15 protein-coding genes are annotated in these 16,142 nt (G+C 34.4%); 8 read left to right on the top strand and 7 right to left on the bottom strand.

Annotation, left to right across the window (positions count from 1 at the left end; translation table 11 throughout):
- Positions 1-20 precede the first annotated feature (20 nt).
- From gcvP to HM986_RS14395, 4 genes are all read left to right on the top strand, one after another.
- The gene (gene gcvP / locus HM986_RS14410; RefSeq protein ID WP_179335797.1) at positions 21-2,870 is read left to right on the top strand and encodes an aminomethyl-transferring glycine dehydrogenase; all 2,850 of its coding nucleotides are present in this window, start codon (positions 21-23) and stop codon (positions 2,868-2,870) included.
- 169 nt (positions 2,871-3,039) lie between these two features.
- The gene (locus HM986_RS14405) at positions 3,040-4,098 is read left to right on the top strand and encodes a 3-oxoacyl-ACP synthase III family protein (protein ID WP_179335796.1); all 1,059 of its coding nucleotides are present in this window, start codon (positions 3,040-3,042) and stop codon (positions 4,096-4,098) included.
- 19 nt (positions 4,099-4,117) lie between these two features.
- The gene (locus HM986_RS14400) at positions 4,118-4,639 is read left to right on the top strand and encodes a class I SAM-dependent methyltransferase (RefSeq protein ID WP_179335795.1); all 522 of its coding nucleotides are present in this window, start codon (positions 4,118-4,120) and stop codon (positions 4,637-4,639) included.
- A gap of 23 nt (positions 4,640-4,662) precedes the next feature.
- The gene (locus HM986_RS14395; protein ID WP_179335794.1) at positions 4,663-5,514 is read left to right on the top strand and encodes a glycosyltransferase family 2 protein; all 852 of its coding nucleotides are present in this window, start codon (positions 4,663-4,665) and stop codon (positions 5,512-5,514) included.
- Positions 5,515-5,588: 74 nt separating this feature from the next.
- Here the strand turns inward: HM986_RS14395 and HM986_RS14390 are convergent, their stop codons facing one another.
- Entirely contained in the window at positions 5,589-6,395 is an 807-nt protein-coding gene (locus tag HM986_RS14390; RefSeq protein WP_179335793.1) for a DNA/RNA non-specific endonuclease, read from the bottom strand.
- Between the two features lie 9 nt (positions 6,396-6,404).
- On the bottom strand, positions 6,405-8,072 hold the full coding sequence (gene pafA, locus HM986_RS14385; protein WP_179335792.1) for an alkaline phosphatase PafA: 1,668 nt from the start codon (positions 8,070-8,072) through the stop codon (positions 6,405-6,407).
- A 111-nt stretch (positions 8,073-8,183) separates the two neighbouring features.
- Here pafA and HM986_RS14380 point away from each other — a divergent pair, with 111 nt between their 5' ends.
- Positions 8,184-8,921 carry an MlaE family ABC transporter permease gene (locus HM986_RS14380; protein WP_179335791.1) on the top strand — a complete coding sequence of 246 codons (738 nt, stop codon included), beginning with the start codon at positions 8,184-8,186 and terminating at the stop codon, positions 8,919-8,921.
- A gap of 2 nt (positions 8,922-8,923) precedes the next feature.
- A complete protein-coding gene (locus HM986_RS14375; RefSeq protein ID WP_179335790.1) occupies positions 8,924-9,691 on the top strand; it encodes an ABC transporter ATP-binding protein in 768 nt (255 codons plus the stop codon).
- Between the two features lie 3 nt (positions 9,692-9,694).
- On the opposite strand, the gene HM986_RS14370 is transcribed toward HM986_RS14375, so the two are convergent.
- From HM986_RS14370 to HM986_RS14360, 3 genes are read right to left on the bottom strand one after another with little or no spacing between them, the layout of a single operon-like run.
- Complete coding sequence (locus tag HM986_RS14370; RefSeq protein ID WP_179335789.1) at positions 9,695-11,188, bottom strand: DUF389 domain-containing protein; 1,494 nt, start codon at positions 11,186-11,188, stop codon at positions 9,695-9,697.
- A gap of 3 nt (positions 11,189-11,191) precedes the next feature.
- Positions 11,192-12,274 carry a mannose-1-phosphate guanylyltransferase gene (locus HM986_RS14365; protein ID WP_179335788.1) on the bottom strand — a complete coding sequence of 361 codons (1,083 nt, stop codon included), beginning with the start codon at positions 12,272-12,274 and terminating at the stop codon, positions 11,192-11,194.
- Entirely contained in the window at positions 12,271-12,870 is a 600-nt protein-coding gene (locus HM986_RS14360) for a SprT-like domain-containing protein (RefSeq protein WP_179335787.1), read from the bottom strand. Before HM986_RS14360 ends, HM986_RS14365 begins: the two co-directional genes overlap by 4 nt.
- Positions 12,871-13,275: 405 nt before the next feature.
- Between HM986_RS14360 and HM986_RS14355 the strand changes: the two genes are divergently transcribed.
- Both HM986_RS14355 and HM986_RS14350 read left to right on the top strand, forming a co-directional pair.
- Positions 13,276-14,175: a DnaJ C-terminal domain-containing protein gene (locus HM986_RS14355; protein WP_179335786.1), complete on the top strand. Its 900-nt coding sequence runs from the start codon at positions 13,276-13,278 to the stop codon at positions 14,173-14,175.
- 2 nt (positions 14,176-14,177) lie between these two features.
- Positions 14,178-14,474, top strand: a complete 297-nt coding sequence (locus HM986_RS14350) for a chaperone modulator CbpM (RefSeq protein WP_179335785.1) — start codon at positions 14,178-14,180, stop codon at positions 14,472-14,474.
- A gap of 6 nt (positions 14,475-14,480) precedes the next feature.
- Here HM986_RS14350 and HM986_RS14345 read toward each other — a convergent pair whose 3' ends face one another.
- Positions 14,481-15,164, bottom strand: a complete 684-nt coding sequence (locus HM986_RS14345) for an SDR family NAD(P)-dependent oxidoreductase (protein ID WP_179335784.1) — start codon at positions 15,162-15,164, stop codon at positions 14,481-14,483.
- Positions 15,157-16,134 (bottom strand): M28 family peptidase, encoded by a 978-nt coding sequence (locus HM986_RS14340; RefSeq protein WP_179335783.1) that lies wholly within the window; start codon positions 16,132-16,134, stop codon positions 15,157-15,159. Before HM986_RS14340 ends, HM986_RS14345 begins: the two co-directional genes overlap by 8 nt.
- Positions 16,135-16,142 lie beyond the last annotated feature (8 nt).

Here is a 16,142-nt window from a genome sequence, read left to right as displayed (position 1 = left end):
AAATAAATCATTTTTTTTTAATGGATACGACTTCATTTGCACTCAGACATATTGGCCCAAACTCAGATGACCAACAAGCCATGCTAGACACAATAGGTGTTAAAAGCATAACTCAATTAATCTCTGAAACCATCCCAGATAACATTCGATTAGATAACGATTTAAATCTAGATGCTGCCCTGAGTGAGCAAGAGTACCTTAGCCATATCAATGAGCTATCACAACGTAATAAAATTTACAAAACATACATTGGATTAGGGTATTACCCAACTAATTTACCTGCAGTTATACAACGTAACGTATTAGAAAATCCAGGTTGGTATACAGCTTACACACCTTATCAAGCTGAAATCGCACAAGGTCGATTAGAAGCATTGTTGAATTTCCAAACTATGATTATTGATTTAACAGGAATGGAAATCGCTAATGCATCGCTTTTAGATGAAAGTACAGCTGCAGCGGAAGCTATGGCATTATTATTTGCGATTAGAGATCGCGGGCAAAAGAAAGCCAATGTTAATAAATTCTTTGTTTCAGATTTAGTATTACCACAAACTATCGATTTACTTGAAACAAGAGCCAATCCAATAGGCATTGAATTAGTAATTGGTAACGAAACTGAATATAATCTTTCTGACGATTATTTTGGAGCCTTAGTTCAGTATCCAGCTAAAAATGGTCAGATTACAGATATTAAATCATTTATAGAACAAGCAAACGCTAAGAATATTAAAGTCGCCGTTGCTGCTGATATTTTAAGTTTAGTAAAACTTGAAGCACCAGGGAAATTTGGAGCCGATGTAGTTATTGGTACGACGCAACGTTTTGGAATACCAATGGGGTACGGAGGCCCACATGCCGCTTATTTTGCTACAAAAGATGCTTACAAACGTGATGTGCCTGGTCGTATTATTGGAGTCACAAAAGATATTACAGGTAATAGAGCTTTGCGAATGGCACTGCAAACTAGAGAACAACATATTAAGCGCGATAAAGCGACATCAAATATTTGTACTGCTCAAGTACTTTTAGCCGTTATGGCAGGTATGTATGCTGTGTACCATGGTCCTAAAGGCTTAACTTTTATTGCAGATAAAGTTAAAGATTCGACTTCAACTTTAGCTAATGCTTTAGAGCGCTTAGGACTAGAACAAGTAAATTCTCATTATTTTGACACAATACAGATAAAAGCTGATGCTGTTAAAGTAAAATATGAAGCTGAGAAAAATGAAGTTAATTTTCATTATCCAGATACCAATACTATTAATATCGCTTTAAATGAAACGACTACCGTTTCAGATTTAAATGATATTATTTCAATTTTTGAAAAGGTTACAGGAAATACTACAGATAAGATTGAAACTATTTCAGCTAACGAAACAATTCCTCCACATCTAAAACGTCAATCAAAATTTTTAACTTTCGATGTTTTTAACACCTATCATTCTGAAACGGAATTAATGCGTTACATCAAACGTTTAGAACGTAAAGATTTAGCGCTAAATCACTCTATGATTTCATTAGGGTCTTGTACCATGAAATTAAATGCAGCTTCAGAAATGCTACCTCTAAGCTGGCCAAGTTGGGGTAATATGCACCCATTTGTGCCGTCTGATCAGGCCACAGGTTACAAATTAATGTTAAAAGCTTTAGAAAATCAGTTATCTGAAATCACTGGTTTTGCAGCGACATCACTGCAACCGAATTCAGGTGCTCAAGGTGAATTTGCTGGATTAATGGTTATTAAAGCCTATCATGAATCTCGTGGAGATCATCATAGAAATATCTGTCTAATTCCTTCATCTGCACACGGAACAAATCCTGCAAGTGCTGTTATGGCTGGCATGAAAGTTGTCGTAACTAAAGCTTCTGAAAATGGAAATATAGATGTCGAAGATTTAAGAGAAAAAGCAGAATTACATAAAGATAATCTTTCGGCTATAATGGTAACCTACCCTTCTACACATGGTGTGTACGAAGCGTCTATAAAAGAAATCACAAAGATTATTCACGATAACGGCGGTCAAGTTTATATGGATGGAGCCAACATGAATGCCCAAGTTGGTTTAACCAACCCAGGAAATATTGGAGCCGATGTTTGTCATTTAAATTTACACAAAACCTTTGCTATTCCTCATGGAGGTGGTGGACCAGGGGTTGGACCAATTTGCGTTGCCAAACAATTAGTGCCTTTCTTACCAGGAAATCCAATTATTAAAACCGGAGGTCATCAGGCTATTACAGCTATTTCAGGGGCGCCTTTTGGGTCTTCTTTAGTATGCCTTATTTCTTATGGTTACATCAAAATGTTAGGTTATAGAGGGTTGAAAAAAGCCACGGAAGTTGCCATTCTAAATGCCAATTATATTAAAGAACGTTTAAACGGATCTTATCCAACGTTATATTCTGGTGAAAAAGGAAGAGCTGCTCATGAAATGATTATTGATTGTCGTGATTTTAAAGCCAACGGTATTGAGGTTACAGACATTGCAAAACGTTTAATGGATTACGGATTTCATGCACCAACAGTATCATTCCCGGTCGCAGGAACCATGATGATTGAACCTACCGAAAGTGAAAGCAAAGCAGAAATGGATCGTTTTTGTGACGCTATGATTTCAATTCGAAAAGAAATTGATAAATCATCTAAGGACGAAACTAATAACATGTTAAAAAACGCACCTCATACCTTAGGAATGCTTACCGCTGATGAATGGTCATTACCATATACCAGAGAAGCTGCAGCATTCCCATTAGATTTTGTGAGAGATAATAAGTTTTGGCCAAGTGTTAGACGTGTTGATGATGCCTACGGAGATCGAAACTTAATATGCAGCTGTGCGCCTATTGAAGCTTATATGGACGCCTAATTAGAACTGACAAAACATAAAAAAGTATTCAAAATGAATACTTTTTTATGTTTTATATAGTGACAGACTACAATTATTATGAATTTATCAAAAATTGCATCTTTAAAACTACGCAGTGACGAAACCACTTTAATAATGAGTAAATTTGTAATTACGAAAATATATTACGATGGGGATTAAAATCACTGGGACAGGAAGCTATATACCTAGTTATATAGAGAAAAACGAGAACTTTTATAATCATCAATTTTTAAATGCGGATGGATCTACAATTAAGAATTCTAATGAAGTTATTGTAGAAAAATTTAAAGCGATTACAGGCATTCAAGAACGTCGCTATGTCACTGAAGATCTAACCAATTCTGATATCGCCTCTTTTGCTGCAGAAAAAGCTATTGAAAATGCTAATATCGACAGGGAAACTTTAGACTACATTATCGTTGCTCATAATTATGGTGATGTACTTCACAGCTCAGAGCAAAGCGACACGGTTCCAAGTATAGCCTCTCGTGTTAAACACTTACTAAAAATCAAAAACCCAAAATGTGTCGGTTACGATTTACTTTTTGGCTGTCCAGGTTGGATTGAAGGGGTCATACAAGCTAAGGCTTTTATCGCTTCTGGTATTGCAAAGCGTTGCTTAGTAATTGGATCTGAAACTTTATCTCGTGTTATTGATAAACACGATAGAGATTCAATGATTTATAGCGATGGTGCCGGGGCCGCAATTATTGAACAAAGCGATACCGAGGGTGGTATTTTAGCACATGAATCAGCAACCTTCTCCTACGATGAAGCGCATTATATTTTCTTCGGTGAAACAAACGATAAGCAAAGTGAAGAAAAACGTAAATACATTAAAATGTATGGTCGTAAGATTTACGAATTTGCTCTTTCTAATGTTCCAAAAGCCTTAAAAACGTGTCTTGATAATAGTGGTGTATCTATTAAAGATGTCAAAAAAATATTGATACATCAAGCCAATGAAAAAATGGATGAAGCCATTGTAAATCGTTTTTATAAGTTACACGATATGGAAATGCCACAAGGCGTAATGCCAATGACTATTAATATGCTTGGTAATTCTAGTGTTGCTACTGTGCCGACTTTATTTGATATGATTTTAAAAGGGAAAGTACAAAATCAGGAAATAAACAAAGGAGATATTATTATGTTTGCTAGTGTTGGAGCTGGCATGAATATTAATGCTATTGTTTATCAGTATTAGAATCATCAGATAATTATAGATGTACGAAAAAACATATCCAAATAAACGCTTTAAACTTACACTTCAGTTTTTACAAAAACACATCGACATATCAGAATCTATTTTAGATTTAGGAATTAAAAATCCTTTTTCTGATATTATGATTACCGAGGGTTATGCTGTTGAAAACACTAAAGGAGAAGATTTGGATGAAAACCAATCAGCACTTAAAACTTCTTCTGCTGAAGTCGTTACAGCTTTTGAAATTTTCGAACATTTATTATCACCTTATGAGATTTTAAAATCTATTAAAGCCAATAAGTTAGTAATTAGCGTGCCTCTAAAACTATGGTTTGCACCTGCTTACAGAAGTAAGACTGATATGCGAGATAGACATTACCATGAATTTGAAGATTGGCAACTCGACTGGCTTTTAGAAAAAACGGGATGGATTATTAAAGACAAACAACAATGGACTAACCCTGTAAATAAATTAGGCATTAGACCAATTTTAAGACGGTTTATCCCACGTTATTACATTGTTTATGCGGAAAGAGCTTAACTTTGAAAAAACAGATTTCAATTTTGAACTTTTACATTATCATCCCAGCCCACAACGAAGAAGACTGCATTGGTAAAACTTTAGAGTCTTTAGTTAAGCAAACGTTGTTGCCCAAGAACGTTGTTGTGGTGAATGATCATTCTTCAGACGGCACTCGAACTATTGTTGAAGACTATGCTTCAAAATACTCATGGATATCTTTAATAAATTCAAAGTCTTCAGACAAGCATTTACCTGGGTCTAAAATTATAAATGCCTTTAACAAAGGCTTAGTATCACTTGATGATGATTACGACATCATTTGTAAGTTTGATGCCGATTTAATTTTTCCTGAAAATTATTTGAAACAATTATCACATCATTTCAACTCCAATAAAAATTTAGGAATGGCTTCAGGTTTCTGTTATATTAAAAAGAACAGCACATGGATTCTTGAAAACCTAACGAATAAGGATCACATAAGAGGTGCACTAAAAGCGTATAAAAAAGATTGTTTCAAAGAAATAGGTCAACTTAAGCCATCCATGGGTTGGGATACAGTTGATGAGTTGTTGGCTAAATACAATGGTTGGGAAATTCTAACAGATGAGACACTTCATGTTAAGCATTTAAAACCCACAGGACAGTCCTACAATAAAGCGTCGAAATACTTACAAGGCGAAGCCATGTACAAAATGCGTTATGGCTTTTGGATTACCTTAATTTCAGCTTTGAAATTAGCAACAAAAAAAGGCAGTTTTGAATTATTTAAAGATTATATGTCTGGTTATTTTAAAGCTAAATCTAATAACTTAGAATTTTTGGTTTCAAAAGAAGAAGGCCAATTTATTAGAAGTTTACGTTGGGATGGAATAAAAAGTAAATTTCAACAATAAAAACTTTCCAAATTGAATGCTTTCGTTGAGTTTTGGATCTTCACATTAGAGATTTCTACCTTCGCAGAAAAAGGTTAAAAACTCCAACTTTTATAACTACTTGATGCTTCTAATTGATCTTCAATAGCATCATCTAACTCTGGAAAAAAATCAATTCCTGTTAAATCTTCAACCTTATCAACTGAAACGACAAATTTATATAATGGTAAATCTGAATTTTCATGATTCATTATAAAAGCAAGCACTTTTATTTTTCCATTGGTATTATCTAATATCACTTTATAAAACTGATTAGGGACAGCGACATTTTCATCACCGATCCTTTTCAATCCATTTTTTAGAATGCCACCAGTGACCACAAAAACACCGTCATTCTTTTTAGCCCAATACCGTACTTTCTGTTCCAATCGATTCCAAACTCCTGCATTGAATTGATGTTCTTGTGGACTAATATTGCTTGTTAAAAAAGTTTCATCGTGGGCTTCTTTAGTAAATCGTCTATCACCAGCAGGACATAAATGCCCTTTATCATAACCCGATTTCTTATAATTACGCCAATGAGCCGCACCTGTTTTTACAGCCTTATCAATTTCAAAATAAGGCCGTTTATGGTTTGTGGCGCTTAAATCTGATGCTTTTAACTCATACGCCACCCATTCCGCTTGCTCGTGAGGTTCACTATACGATAACGAATAATTTTTGTGATGAATGATTTGGTTGGTTGTGCTAGTAGGTAAATAGTATTCGTTAGTGTTTTCTTTTAACGTCGCTCCTTCATTTACAATCTCGGTTTTGGCATTAGACTCTAAAAAATAATCATAGCTGTATATGCCAATCACTATAATTACTGCAAGGATTGTAAAAATTGGCTTTCTTTTCAAAATAACGTATTAATCTATCACAAATCCTAGAGGTTGCCCTGTAGCCCCATTAGGAAAACTAATCCCTAATAATGCGGAGATTGTAGGTGCAATATCCGGAATTACAGTTTTATTAAATGTTTCACCATGCTTAATCCCTTTTCCAAAAAACAATAATGGCACATGTGTGTCGTAATTTAGGCCACTACCGTGCGTAGACCCTGTTTTACTATAAGAAATAAAAGAAGTATCATTAACCAACATAACATCACCAGAACGTTTTTGATTAAAGCCATTTTGCAATAATTCTTCAATTCCACCATAAAACCCTGTTGATGCCATTGTTGTTGCTGTATAAACTTTAGAAACATTCAGATAGCTTAATTGTTCCATAGCAATAGCATCTTGTACATTGCTGAGTTTTAATCCTAAAGATTTAACCTTAGCACGGTCTAAAAATATTTGATCGTTACTGATATTTTCTACAATAGCGTCAGATCCATATGTTGCCTCTAAAAATGTATTAAATGTCTCTTTTCTTTCTTTATTATTTACATAACCTGCTGGTACTTTTAACGAACTTAAGTACGAAGGCACGTCAATTGCTCCATGATCTGCCGTTAAAAAAACGGTGTATTCTCCTTTTCCAACTGTAGTATCTAAATATTCAAATAAACGCTCCAAATCTTTATCTAAACGAATATAAGTATCTTGAACTTCCTTTGAGTTGACTCCGAAGTTATGCCCCACGTAATCCGTCGCCGAAAAGCTTACCGCTAAAACATCTGTAATTTGGTCCTGTCCTAACCCTTCTGCTTTAATCGCGGCCATAGCAAAATCCGCTGTTAAGCTATTTCCATAAGGTGTTGCTTTTAAAATATCATATCCTCTATTGTCTTTACTTAGGCTTTTTAAATCATAAGGAAAGGTTGCTTTCTCTTTACCTTTAAAACCACCTTCAAAAGTGTTTTCATCAACCCCACTTTCTGTATAGGTCGAAATATCATAAAATGTATCCCACTCTTTTAAATATGACTCTGCATGCGTAGACGCATTGAATTCTAAAACCCATTTTGGTAATTCAGTCATATAATGAGAACTTGAAATCCAACGTCCTTCATCTTTACCATGAAACCAATAAGCAGCGTTTGCTGTATGACCTGCTGGTAATATAGCTCCACGATCCTTTAAAGAAATTCCGATGGTTTTCCCTTGTCCTTGTGTAAACAACCTATTCTCGTCTCCAAATGTTGTGGTCTGCATTCTATGTGGTGACATTTTACCAGCCCTATCTTCTGTTCCAACAGACTCCACGGCTTCATCACCGGCACAATACACCATTTCCTTTATTTCTTTATCGTACCAATTGTTACCAATTATACCATGAATTTTTGGTGTTGTTCCTGTATAAACAGAAGCATGACCAGGACCAGTATATGTTGGCACATAATTAAAATGATTGTTTTTACAGTTAAAACCTTCATTTATCATACGGTTAAAACCACCATCTCCAAACTTGGATCCAAAACGTGTTAAGTAATCGTAACGCATTTGATCCACGACAATACCAACTACTAATTTTGGTCTTTCATTAGTTTCTAAAATAGAAGTTTCCTTTTTTATACCGGTAGTTGTATTTTGTGCTCCACAGGAGGATAACAGAAGTAAAACAACTATAACAGAGAAGATATTTTTCATTTAAATTTAACGTTATTATGAGTTTCAAAAATACAATTTTTAAATTATCTTAGTTTAAATTAACATTAATAACTAATCCTTTTTTATACTTTAGCATTAATAAAATATAACATGACTTACCTACATAACATAGGCACCTATTTTATAATGATTAAAGATATTTTTCGTAGACCCACAAAATGGTCTGTGATGAAACCTTTAATTCTGAAAGATATTGATGATCTTATAATTGGTTCTTTGGGCATTGTTGCCTTTATTTCATTTTTTGTTGGAGGCGTTGTGGCTATCCAAACTTCGTTGAACATGACGAGTCCACTAATGCCAAAATCTTTAGTAGGTTTTGCGACACGCCAATCCATCATTCTAGAGTTTGCTCCAACTTTTATATCCATTATTATGGCTGGTAAAGTAGGATCGTTTATTACTTCGAGTATTGGAACAATGCGTGTTACAGAGCAAATTGATGCTTTAGAAGTTATGGGTATTAACGCCATCAACTATCTCGTTTTCCCAAAATTCATAGCTTTAACGCTTTATCCGTTTGTAATTTCTATTGCCATGTTTTTAGGCATTTTAGGTGGACTTATGGCTTGTGTATACGGAGGTTATGGTACAATGGAAGATTATATAGAAGGAGTTCAGTTGGATTTTATTCCGTTTCACTTCTTTTATGCCTTTATAAAAACTTTTGTGTTTGCTTTTTTATTAGCAACTATACCATCGTATTATGGTTATTTTATGAAAGGTGGAGCTTTAGAAGTTGGTAAGGCTAGTACCACCTCTTTTGTTTGGACGAGTGTTATGATTATACTCGTCAACTTTTTACTAACCAGTTTATTACTAGGCTAATTATGATAGAAGTTAAAGACTTAAAAAAATCATTTGGAGACACCCAAATTTTAAAAGGAATTACAACAGCTTTTGAAAAAGGAAAAACCAATTTAGTTATTGGACAAAGTGGCTCTGGCAAAACGGTATTCTTAAAATGTTTACTGGGTTTATTTGAATACGAAAGTGGCTCAATATCCTACGAAGGAAAGAATTTTACTAAATTATCTAGAGATGAAAAAACCAATTTACGTTCAGAAATGGGCATGGTTTTTCAAGGGAGTGCACTTTTTGACTCTATGACTATTGCAGAAAATGTAATGTTTCCGTTGCGTATGTTTACCAAGCAGAGCAAAAGTGAAATGGAAGATAGAGTTGATGAAGTTTTAAAACGCGTCAACCTAGATGATGCTCACAATAAAATGCCAAGTGAAGCTTCTGGTGGAATGCAAAAACGTGTAGCCATAGCTAGAGCAATTGTTAACCGACCAAAATATCTGTTTTGTGATGAACCAAACTCTGGTCTAGATCCTAAAACAGCAATCGTTATAGACAATTTAATTCAGGAAATTACAGAAGAGTTCAATATTACAACGGTAATCAATACGCACGACATGAACTCAGTAATGGAAATAGGAGAAAAAATCGTTTTTCTGAAAAATGGTTTATTGGAATGGGAAGGCTCTAGCGAAACAATATTTAGAACCGACAACGAAGCTGTAACCAGCTTCGTCTATTCGTCTGAATTATTTAGAAAAGTACGTAAAATGTATCTTGAAGAAAGTGAATAATCTTTAGTTACGCTTAATAAATACTGTATCTACTTTTAGTTCATTTTTTAACCACTTTTGCAAATTACGCTCCTTTACGAAAACCATGCTATCTGTTAATTGAACCCTCCATCTTACATTCGCCACTGTAATAGTATCGATATTTATAAAATCTTTTGACTCTAACATCTTAGCGTAACCAAAATACTCCAAGTCACTAAACTTAATTTTAGCATCCCGAGAGAGAGAACTAAACGATACTGCATTTTGATTGGTGCTTTTAGACTCTATAACTTTATTCAAATTGGATATATTGTGTTGTAGTTCCTCAATTTGTTTTTGCAGCCCATCTATAACATTATCTTTCCGATCTGATTCTGCATAAGCTCGATCTAATGACTCGGCTAAACGATCTGCACTTCTAGTTTTATTGGCATTAATTACTAATTTAAAGGCTTTTAAATCCACCGATTCATCCTTAGCATTTTGTAAAGCAGCCACCATCTCATCACTAATTTCGCCATTAAAATAAAGACTCATTGTTTTGGAATCCATATCCAACTCTTCATCGTACAACCACAGGCTGCGGTTATCTTCAATTTCAGCTTTAAGAAACGCTTTATAATCTCTATTTATTTTACTTTCATTAAGCACTGTTAAGAATGTCCAAATCGCAGGAATCATAACGATAACAGCCACTGCCATAGCTACTCTAGAGATACGTTTACGCTTTGCCGAATTAGCATATTTAAGCATTGGGAAACGCAATATTTTTAATACTAAAAATGTAGCTAAAGCAATAAATATGGTGTTGATAGTAAACAAATACATGGCACCACCAAAGAATTGCCAATTCCCAATTGCTAAGCCATAACCAGCCGTACATAATGGTGGCATTAACGCTGTTGCAATGGCAACGCCAAAAATAACTGAAGCAATAGTCCCTTTTTTAGTACGCGCAATAATTAAAGCTAATCCACCGAAAAAGGCTATTAATACGTCACGAATATCAGGACGCGTGCGCCCCATTAATTCGTTAGTATCTTCACTAAGTGGAAACAACCAGAAGAATAAGAATGCCGTTAGCAAACTTAGAACAATCATTGTAGCTAGATTGATAAGTGATTTTTTTAACGTATCGATATCATTTATAGCAATAGAGAGTCCAACCCCTAAAATAGGTCCCATTAATGGAGAAATTAACATGGCACCAATAACAACCGCTGTAGAATCGGCATTAAGACCGATGGAGGCAACAAAAATAGAACAAACCAAAATCCAAGCTGTGGCTCCTTTAAAAGGAATATCTGCTTTTATCGCGGTTATAGTTGCGTCTCTATCTGTATCTTCTCTAAAATCGAGCAGTTGACTTAAAAACGTTTTTAAACTTGCAAATAAACCTTGAGCATCTTTTTTTACTGCTTCTTTTTTTTCCTCAGCAGCAGCCTCCTTATTCATCTCATTGGTCACCTGAGAATTCTCTTCTTCAGAAAAGTTAAATTTATTTTCGTCGCTCATAGTTTACCCATATTCTTCTCCAAAATTAGCTTTTACATTTTGAAGTACTTTTTTAATATCTTGTTCTTTTGCCTTAGGAAAGATAAGTAAAACTTCGTCTTTATCAACAATTATATAATCTTTTAATCCATCTATAACAACAATTTTATCTGCTTTGGATCGAATCATATTACCACTAGAATCTTCTAATAAAGTTTTAGCATTAACTATCGCATTATTATTGTCATCCTTATCTAATTTATCGTAAAGACTTCCCCATGTTCCTAAGTCATTCCAATCGAAAGTTGCGGGAATCACATACACATTGCGACTCTTTTCCATAAGTGCATAATCGACAGATATATTTTCAGCATTTTGGTAATTCTCTTTTATAAACGCATCTTCGTGCTCAGTATTGTAGACACTATAACCGCTTTCAAACAATTTAAATAACTCTGGTTGATTGTTTTTATAAGCTTTAATAACTGATTTAGCACTCCACATAAAAATTCCAGCATTCCATAAAAAGTTTCCTTGACTTATAAAAGACTTAGCCGTTTCATAATCTGGCTTTTCTCTAAATTGGCTCACTTGTTTAATTTCAGTTGTTGTCGATTGATCATATTCTATATAACCATATCCTGTATTGGGAAATGTAGGCGTAATTCCTAAAGTCATTAATGCATCGTTAGATTCGCAGTAGTCAAAAGCTGTTTTTACATTATGAGAAAAAGCTTGTTCATCCTCTATCCAATGATCACTTGGAGCTACAATCATTACGGCATCTTCATTTTCTTTCTGAATTTTTAAAGCTGCATATAATATACACGGAGCCGTATTACGCATCGCGGGCTCTAAAACCACCTGACGCTTAGTAACACTTGGCAATTGTTCAAAAACGAGATCATTATAACGCTCGTTCGTTAATATAAAAATATTCTCTTCTGGAATTAATTGTGCTAAACGATGAAATGTTTTTTGAATTAAGGTATCACCTGTACCAAGCATATCGTGAAACTGCTTGGGAAAATCTTGTGTGCTTACAGGCCAAAATCTTGAGCCGACTCCTCCAGCCATTAAAATGGCATAATAATTTTTATTCTTCATTCTTCTAATAATTCAACTTCTGCGTTAGGATTAAACAAATATAATTTACCAGAGCTAATTTCTACACATTCGTAGCGTTTTCTTCTTCTATTCCCCATTTTAAACACCCTTCCATTGTATAGCTTAAAGGTTTTATTCAAAGGTACCTCAAACACATAGGTCTTATCATTACTTTCGTCAAATTGCTTTAAGGCATAGGCGAGCTGCGTATCTGTATCGCTAGATGCTTTTGGGTTTTTAAAGTGATTAGCCAATAATGGTAACAGCTCTAATGGGAAAATATCTGGATGTAAAAATGGCAACATTAAATGCTGAAAGGTCTGTTTCCACTCCTTTCCATGCGGTTTAATAAATCTACCATACTTCTTATAAGTTTCAAAATGGGCAACTTCATGAATTAATGTGATTAAAAACCGATACGAATTAAGATTAGAATTTATGGTTATTTGATGTTTGCCATTCGGTAATTCCCTATAATCTCCATGGCGCGTTTTACGTTCATTTTTTACTTTCACAGTCAAACTATCAACAGACAAAAGCGCTGTAATCATCGGCTGCGCCGCAATAGGAATAAAATTTAAAAGTTGTGTTTGCATTGGCGCAAAAATAAGCGTTAAATTTTAACTTTTTATTCTTTTTTTTATCAATACAAAAGCCACAGTTCCGATGATAATAAACAGCCAAACATATACCAAGACAATAAAAAATAATTTTAGGTAGAGAGGATTGTTTTTTATGATGTTGCCCCCTTTCTTCATAATCTATAATCTCATCTAAATCGCTTAAATTACACTAAATGCTGTTAACGCTTTTCAATCTCCTTTTAAACACGTTTCAGTATTTTCTAAGAATCTTACAAGGTAAACCATGGAAAAACGAATAGAATTTCACAGCGTATTTAATATATATTCTTAATCGCACTTGTATTAATGTTAGTCTAAAAAACACTAACTTAGCTAGACACTAATTAATATTTACTATTATTTATATAATTTAGAATCATGGCATTTATTGACTATTATAAAATACTTGGTATAGATAAAAGCGCAACCAAAAGTGATATTAAAAAGGCCTACCGAAAATTGGCAAGAAAACATCACCCCGACCTAAATCCTAATGATAAAGAGGCTGAGTTACAATTCAAGAAAGTTAATGAAGCTAACGAAGTACTAAGTAATGATGAAAATCGAAAAAAGTACGATAAATACGGAGAAAACTGGCAGCATGGTGAAGCTTACGATCAAGCGCAAAAACAACAGGAACAGCAACATCAATCACAACAACGCTATCAGCATTCATCGGGCTCTCAAGGTTTCGGTGATGGCGACTACTCTGATTTTTTCGAATCTATGTTTGGAGGGGGATTTGATGGTAGAGGTCGTTCAACAAAATTTAGAGGACAAGATTTTAATGCACAATTGCAATTAAACCTTAAAGACGTTTATACCACAGAGAAACGTGTGTTGACCGTTAATGGTAAGAACATACGCTTAACAGTTCCCGCAGGAATTACCAATGGACAAATAATAAAAATTAAAGGTAAGGGTGGAGAAGGCAGAAATGGCGGCCCTCATGGAGATTTACTTATTGAATTTATAATCAGTAACAATACGGATTTTAAACGCGATGGTTCAAATCTGTATAAAACCGTAAATCTCGATTTATACAAATCCGTTCTTGGAGGTGACGTTACCATAGACACTTTTGATGGAAAAGTAAAATTGACTTTAAAACCGCTCACTCAAAACGGGACCCAAGTTAAATTGAAAGGTAAAGGCTTTCCCATTTATAAAAAAGAAGGACAATTTGGTGACTTGGTTATTACGTATAATATCGAATTACCAAAAAAACTATCTGATAAGGAAAAAGAACTTTTTGAAGAACTAGCAAAATTACAATAGTTATGCAAAATACACATTTAATACCCATACCAAATCTTTGTACGCATTACCAAATTGAAATGTCCTTTTTTATAGGACTTAATGAATATGGTCTTATTGAGTTTGTTTCCGTAGAAAAGACCCAATGTATCCATCAAGATAATATTGCGGATGTAGAAAAAATGATTCGATTGCACCAAGATCTTCGTCTTAACTTTGAAGGCATCGATACCGTTTTTAACCTTTTAGAAAAAATTGATTATTTAAAATCGGAATTAGTTAGCGCTCAGAATAAACTAAAAAGATACGAAGGCGACTAAATCTCTTTAAGGAGTAGAGTTAGACACCTGCAATACTTTTCCGTTATAATATTTATTTCCGGTTAAAGAAAAATCTTGAATATACCTTGCCATTTCTATAGCCGTCGTTGGTGCTTTATAACCAGGAAATGCCTCTTCCAACATTTCAGTCTGTACAGCTCCAAGAGCCAAAACATTAAATTGTGGTCCAGTTTCTTTATATTCTTCCGCTAATAATTCCGTCATTGTAATTACAGCACCTTTACTAGAACTGTAAGCCGATAAGCCTGGGAATTTCATACTCCCTTGAATCCCACCCATTGAGCTAATCGTTACAACATGACCATCACTTTTCATAAAAGGAAGCACCGTTCTTGTTAATTCCGAAACCCCAAAAACATTGGTTTGATAAACCTTTTCAAAGTCTTTAAAAGTTGTTTCTGCAAAGGGTTTATTTAATATGGCACCAGCATTATTGATTAAGACATCAACGTGTTTCCATTCATTTTTAATGAAATCTACTACGTTTTGATAATCGTGTTCATTACATAAATCAAATGAAAATGATGAAATATTATCAAAATGAAGATTGGATACGGGTTTGGCATTTCGAGATAAAGCTAACACATTATGACCCTGGTCCGCTAATAAATGAACCAATTCAAACCCAATACCTCTGCTTGTTCCTGTAATAATTATATTTTTACTCATCGTTTAAAACTACTTCTTTTGTTGGTGCATTCATCATTCCTTCTAAGGCAGGAATCATTTTGTTCATGAAATTCGCCATGTGTTCAAAATCCATTTGATCAACTTCGTCATCGACGTGATGGTAATAATCAAAATTTGTAAAGTCAAAAGTTGAAATGGCATGCGCAGGCATATTTAATTCATTGAAGAATGGAAAGTTATCTGATCTCATAAATAAACTCATCTTTTTTGCTCCTTCAAAAAATCCAACAACTTCCTCCCCTGCATATCCATTTAAAGTTTCAGCAAAATTAGAGCGCTCGTAACCACTCATATAAGCTATAGCTTCAGTTGAAGCTCTAGGTACACCAATCATTTCAAAATTAATCATTGTGTAAGCATTTATGCCTTCATTTTTTAAACGTTTTGCTAGATGTGCAGAACCTTTTAATCCTTTTTCTTCAGCATCATATAAGGTAATTAAAATACTGCGTTTATTTGTTTTGGTTTTGGCAAAATAAGCACCAAACTCCATGGCTGCAATAGTACCAGAAGCATCGTCATTAGCACCATTTGCTATTGAATCTCCTTCTACAACTTTCCCTTGTCCTATGTGATCGTAATGCCCTCCAAGAATAACATATTCATTTTTAAGTTTAGGGTCATTACCTTCAACAACCCCTACAATATTATAGGCATCTAAATCCTTTAACTTAAATGAATCGCGGTAGGTTTTAAAGTACGGTTTAATTCCATTAGATTTTAAATACTCTTCAATAAACACGGCTGCTTTTTCAAGCCCTTCACTTCCCGTTTCTCTTCCGCCTAATTCGTCTGAAGCTAAGTAGTTCATACTTGCTTTAACGGATTCTTGTGTAATAATAGGCTTAGCATTTTCACCATCTTTTCCAGGGGTTCCATCTGGTGCCTTTACATTAAAAGCGCAAGAACAAAGCAAGGCAATCGAGACTATTGAAAGTATTTTTTTCATCGTTAAGT

This window comes from Winogradskyella costae (assembly GCF_013403865.1).
GTDB lineage: Bacteria > Bacteroidota > Bacteroidia > Flavobacteriales > Flavobacteriaceae > Winogradskyella > Winogradskyella costae.
The sequence above is the reverse complement of the archived record's forward strand: the minus strand, read 5'-3'. Positions and strand labels throughout refer to the sequence as shown.

Coding starts and splice junctions, on each gene's coding strand:
- HM986_RS14370 (WP_179335789.1), bottom strand. CDS start 11,188: ATGAGCGACGAAAATAAATTTAACTTTTCTGAAGAAGAGAATTCTCAG.
- HM986_RS14365 (WP_179335788.1), bottom strand. CDS start 12,274: ATGAAGAATAAAAATTATTATGCCATTTTAATGGCTGGAGGAGTCGGC.
- HM986_RS14340 (WP_179335783.1), bottom strand. CDS start 16,134: ATGAAAAAAATACTTTCAATAGTCTCGATTGCCTTGCTTTGTTCTTGC.
- HM986_RS14380 (WP_179335791.1), top strand. CDS start 8,184: ATGACTTACCTACATAACATAGGCACCTATTTTATAATGATTAAAGAT.
- HM986_RS14350 (WP_179335785.1), top strand. CDS start 14,178: ATGCAAAATACACATTTAATACCCATACCAAATCTTTGTACGCATTAC.
- gcvP (WP_179335797.1), top strand. CDS start 21: ATGGATACGACTTCATTTGCACTCAGACATATTGGCCCAAACTCAGAT.
- HM986_RS14345 (WP_179335784.1), bottom strand. CDS start 15,164: ATGAGTAAAAATATAATTATTACAGGAACAAGCAGAGGTATTGGGTTT.
- HM986_RS14405 (WP_179335796.1), top strand. CDS start 3,040: ATGGGGATTAAAATCACTGGGACAGGAAGCTATATACCTAGTTATATA.
- pafA (WP_179335792.1), bottom strand. CDS start 8,072: ATGAAAAATATCTTCTCTGTTATAGTTGTTTTACTTCTGTTATCCTCC.
- HM986_RS14400 (WP_179335795.1), top strand. CDS start 4,118: ATGTACGAAAAAACATATCCAAATAAACGCTTTAAACTTACACTTCAG.
- HM986_RS14360 (WP_179335787.1), bottom strand. CDS start 12,870: ATGCAAACACAACTTTTAAATTTTATTCCTATTGCGGCGCAGCCGATG.
- HM986_RS14375 (WP_179335790.1), top strand. CDS start 8,924: ATGATAGAAGTTAAAGACTTAAAAAAATCATTTGGAGACACCCAAATT.
- HM986_RS14355 (WP_179335786.1), top strand. CDS start 13,276: ATGGCATTTATTGACTATTATAAAATACTTGGTATAGATAAAAGCGCA.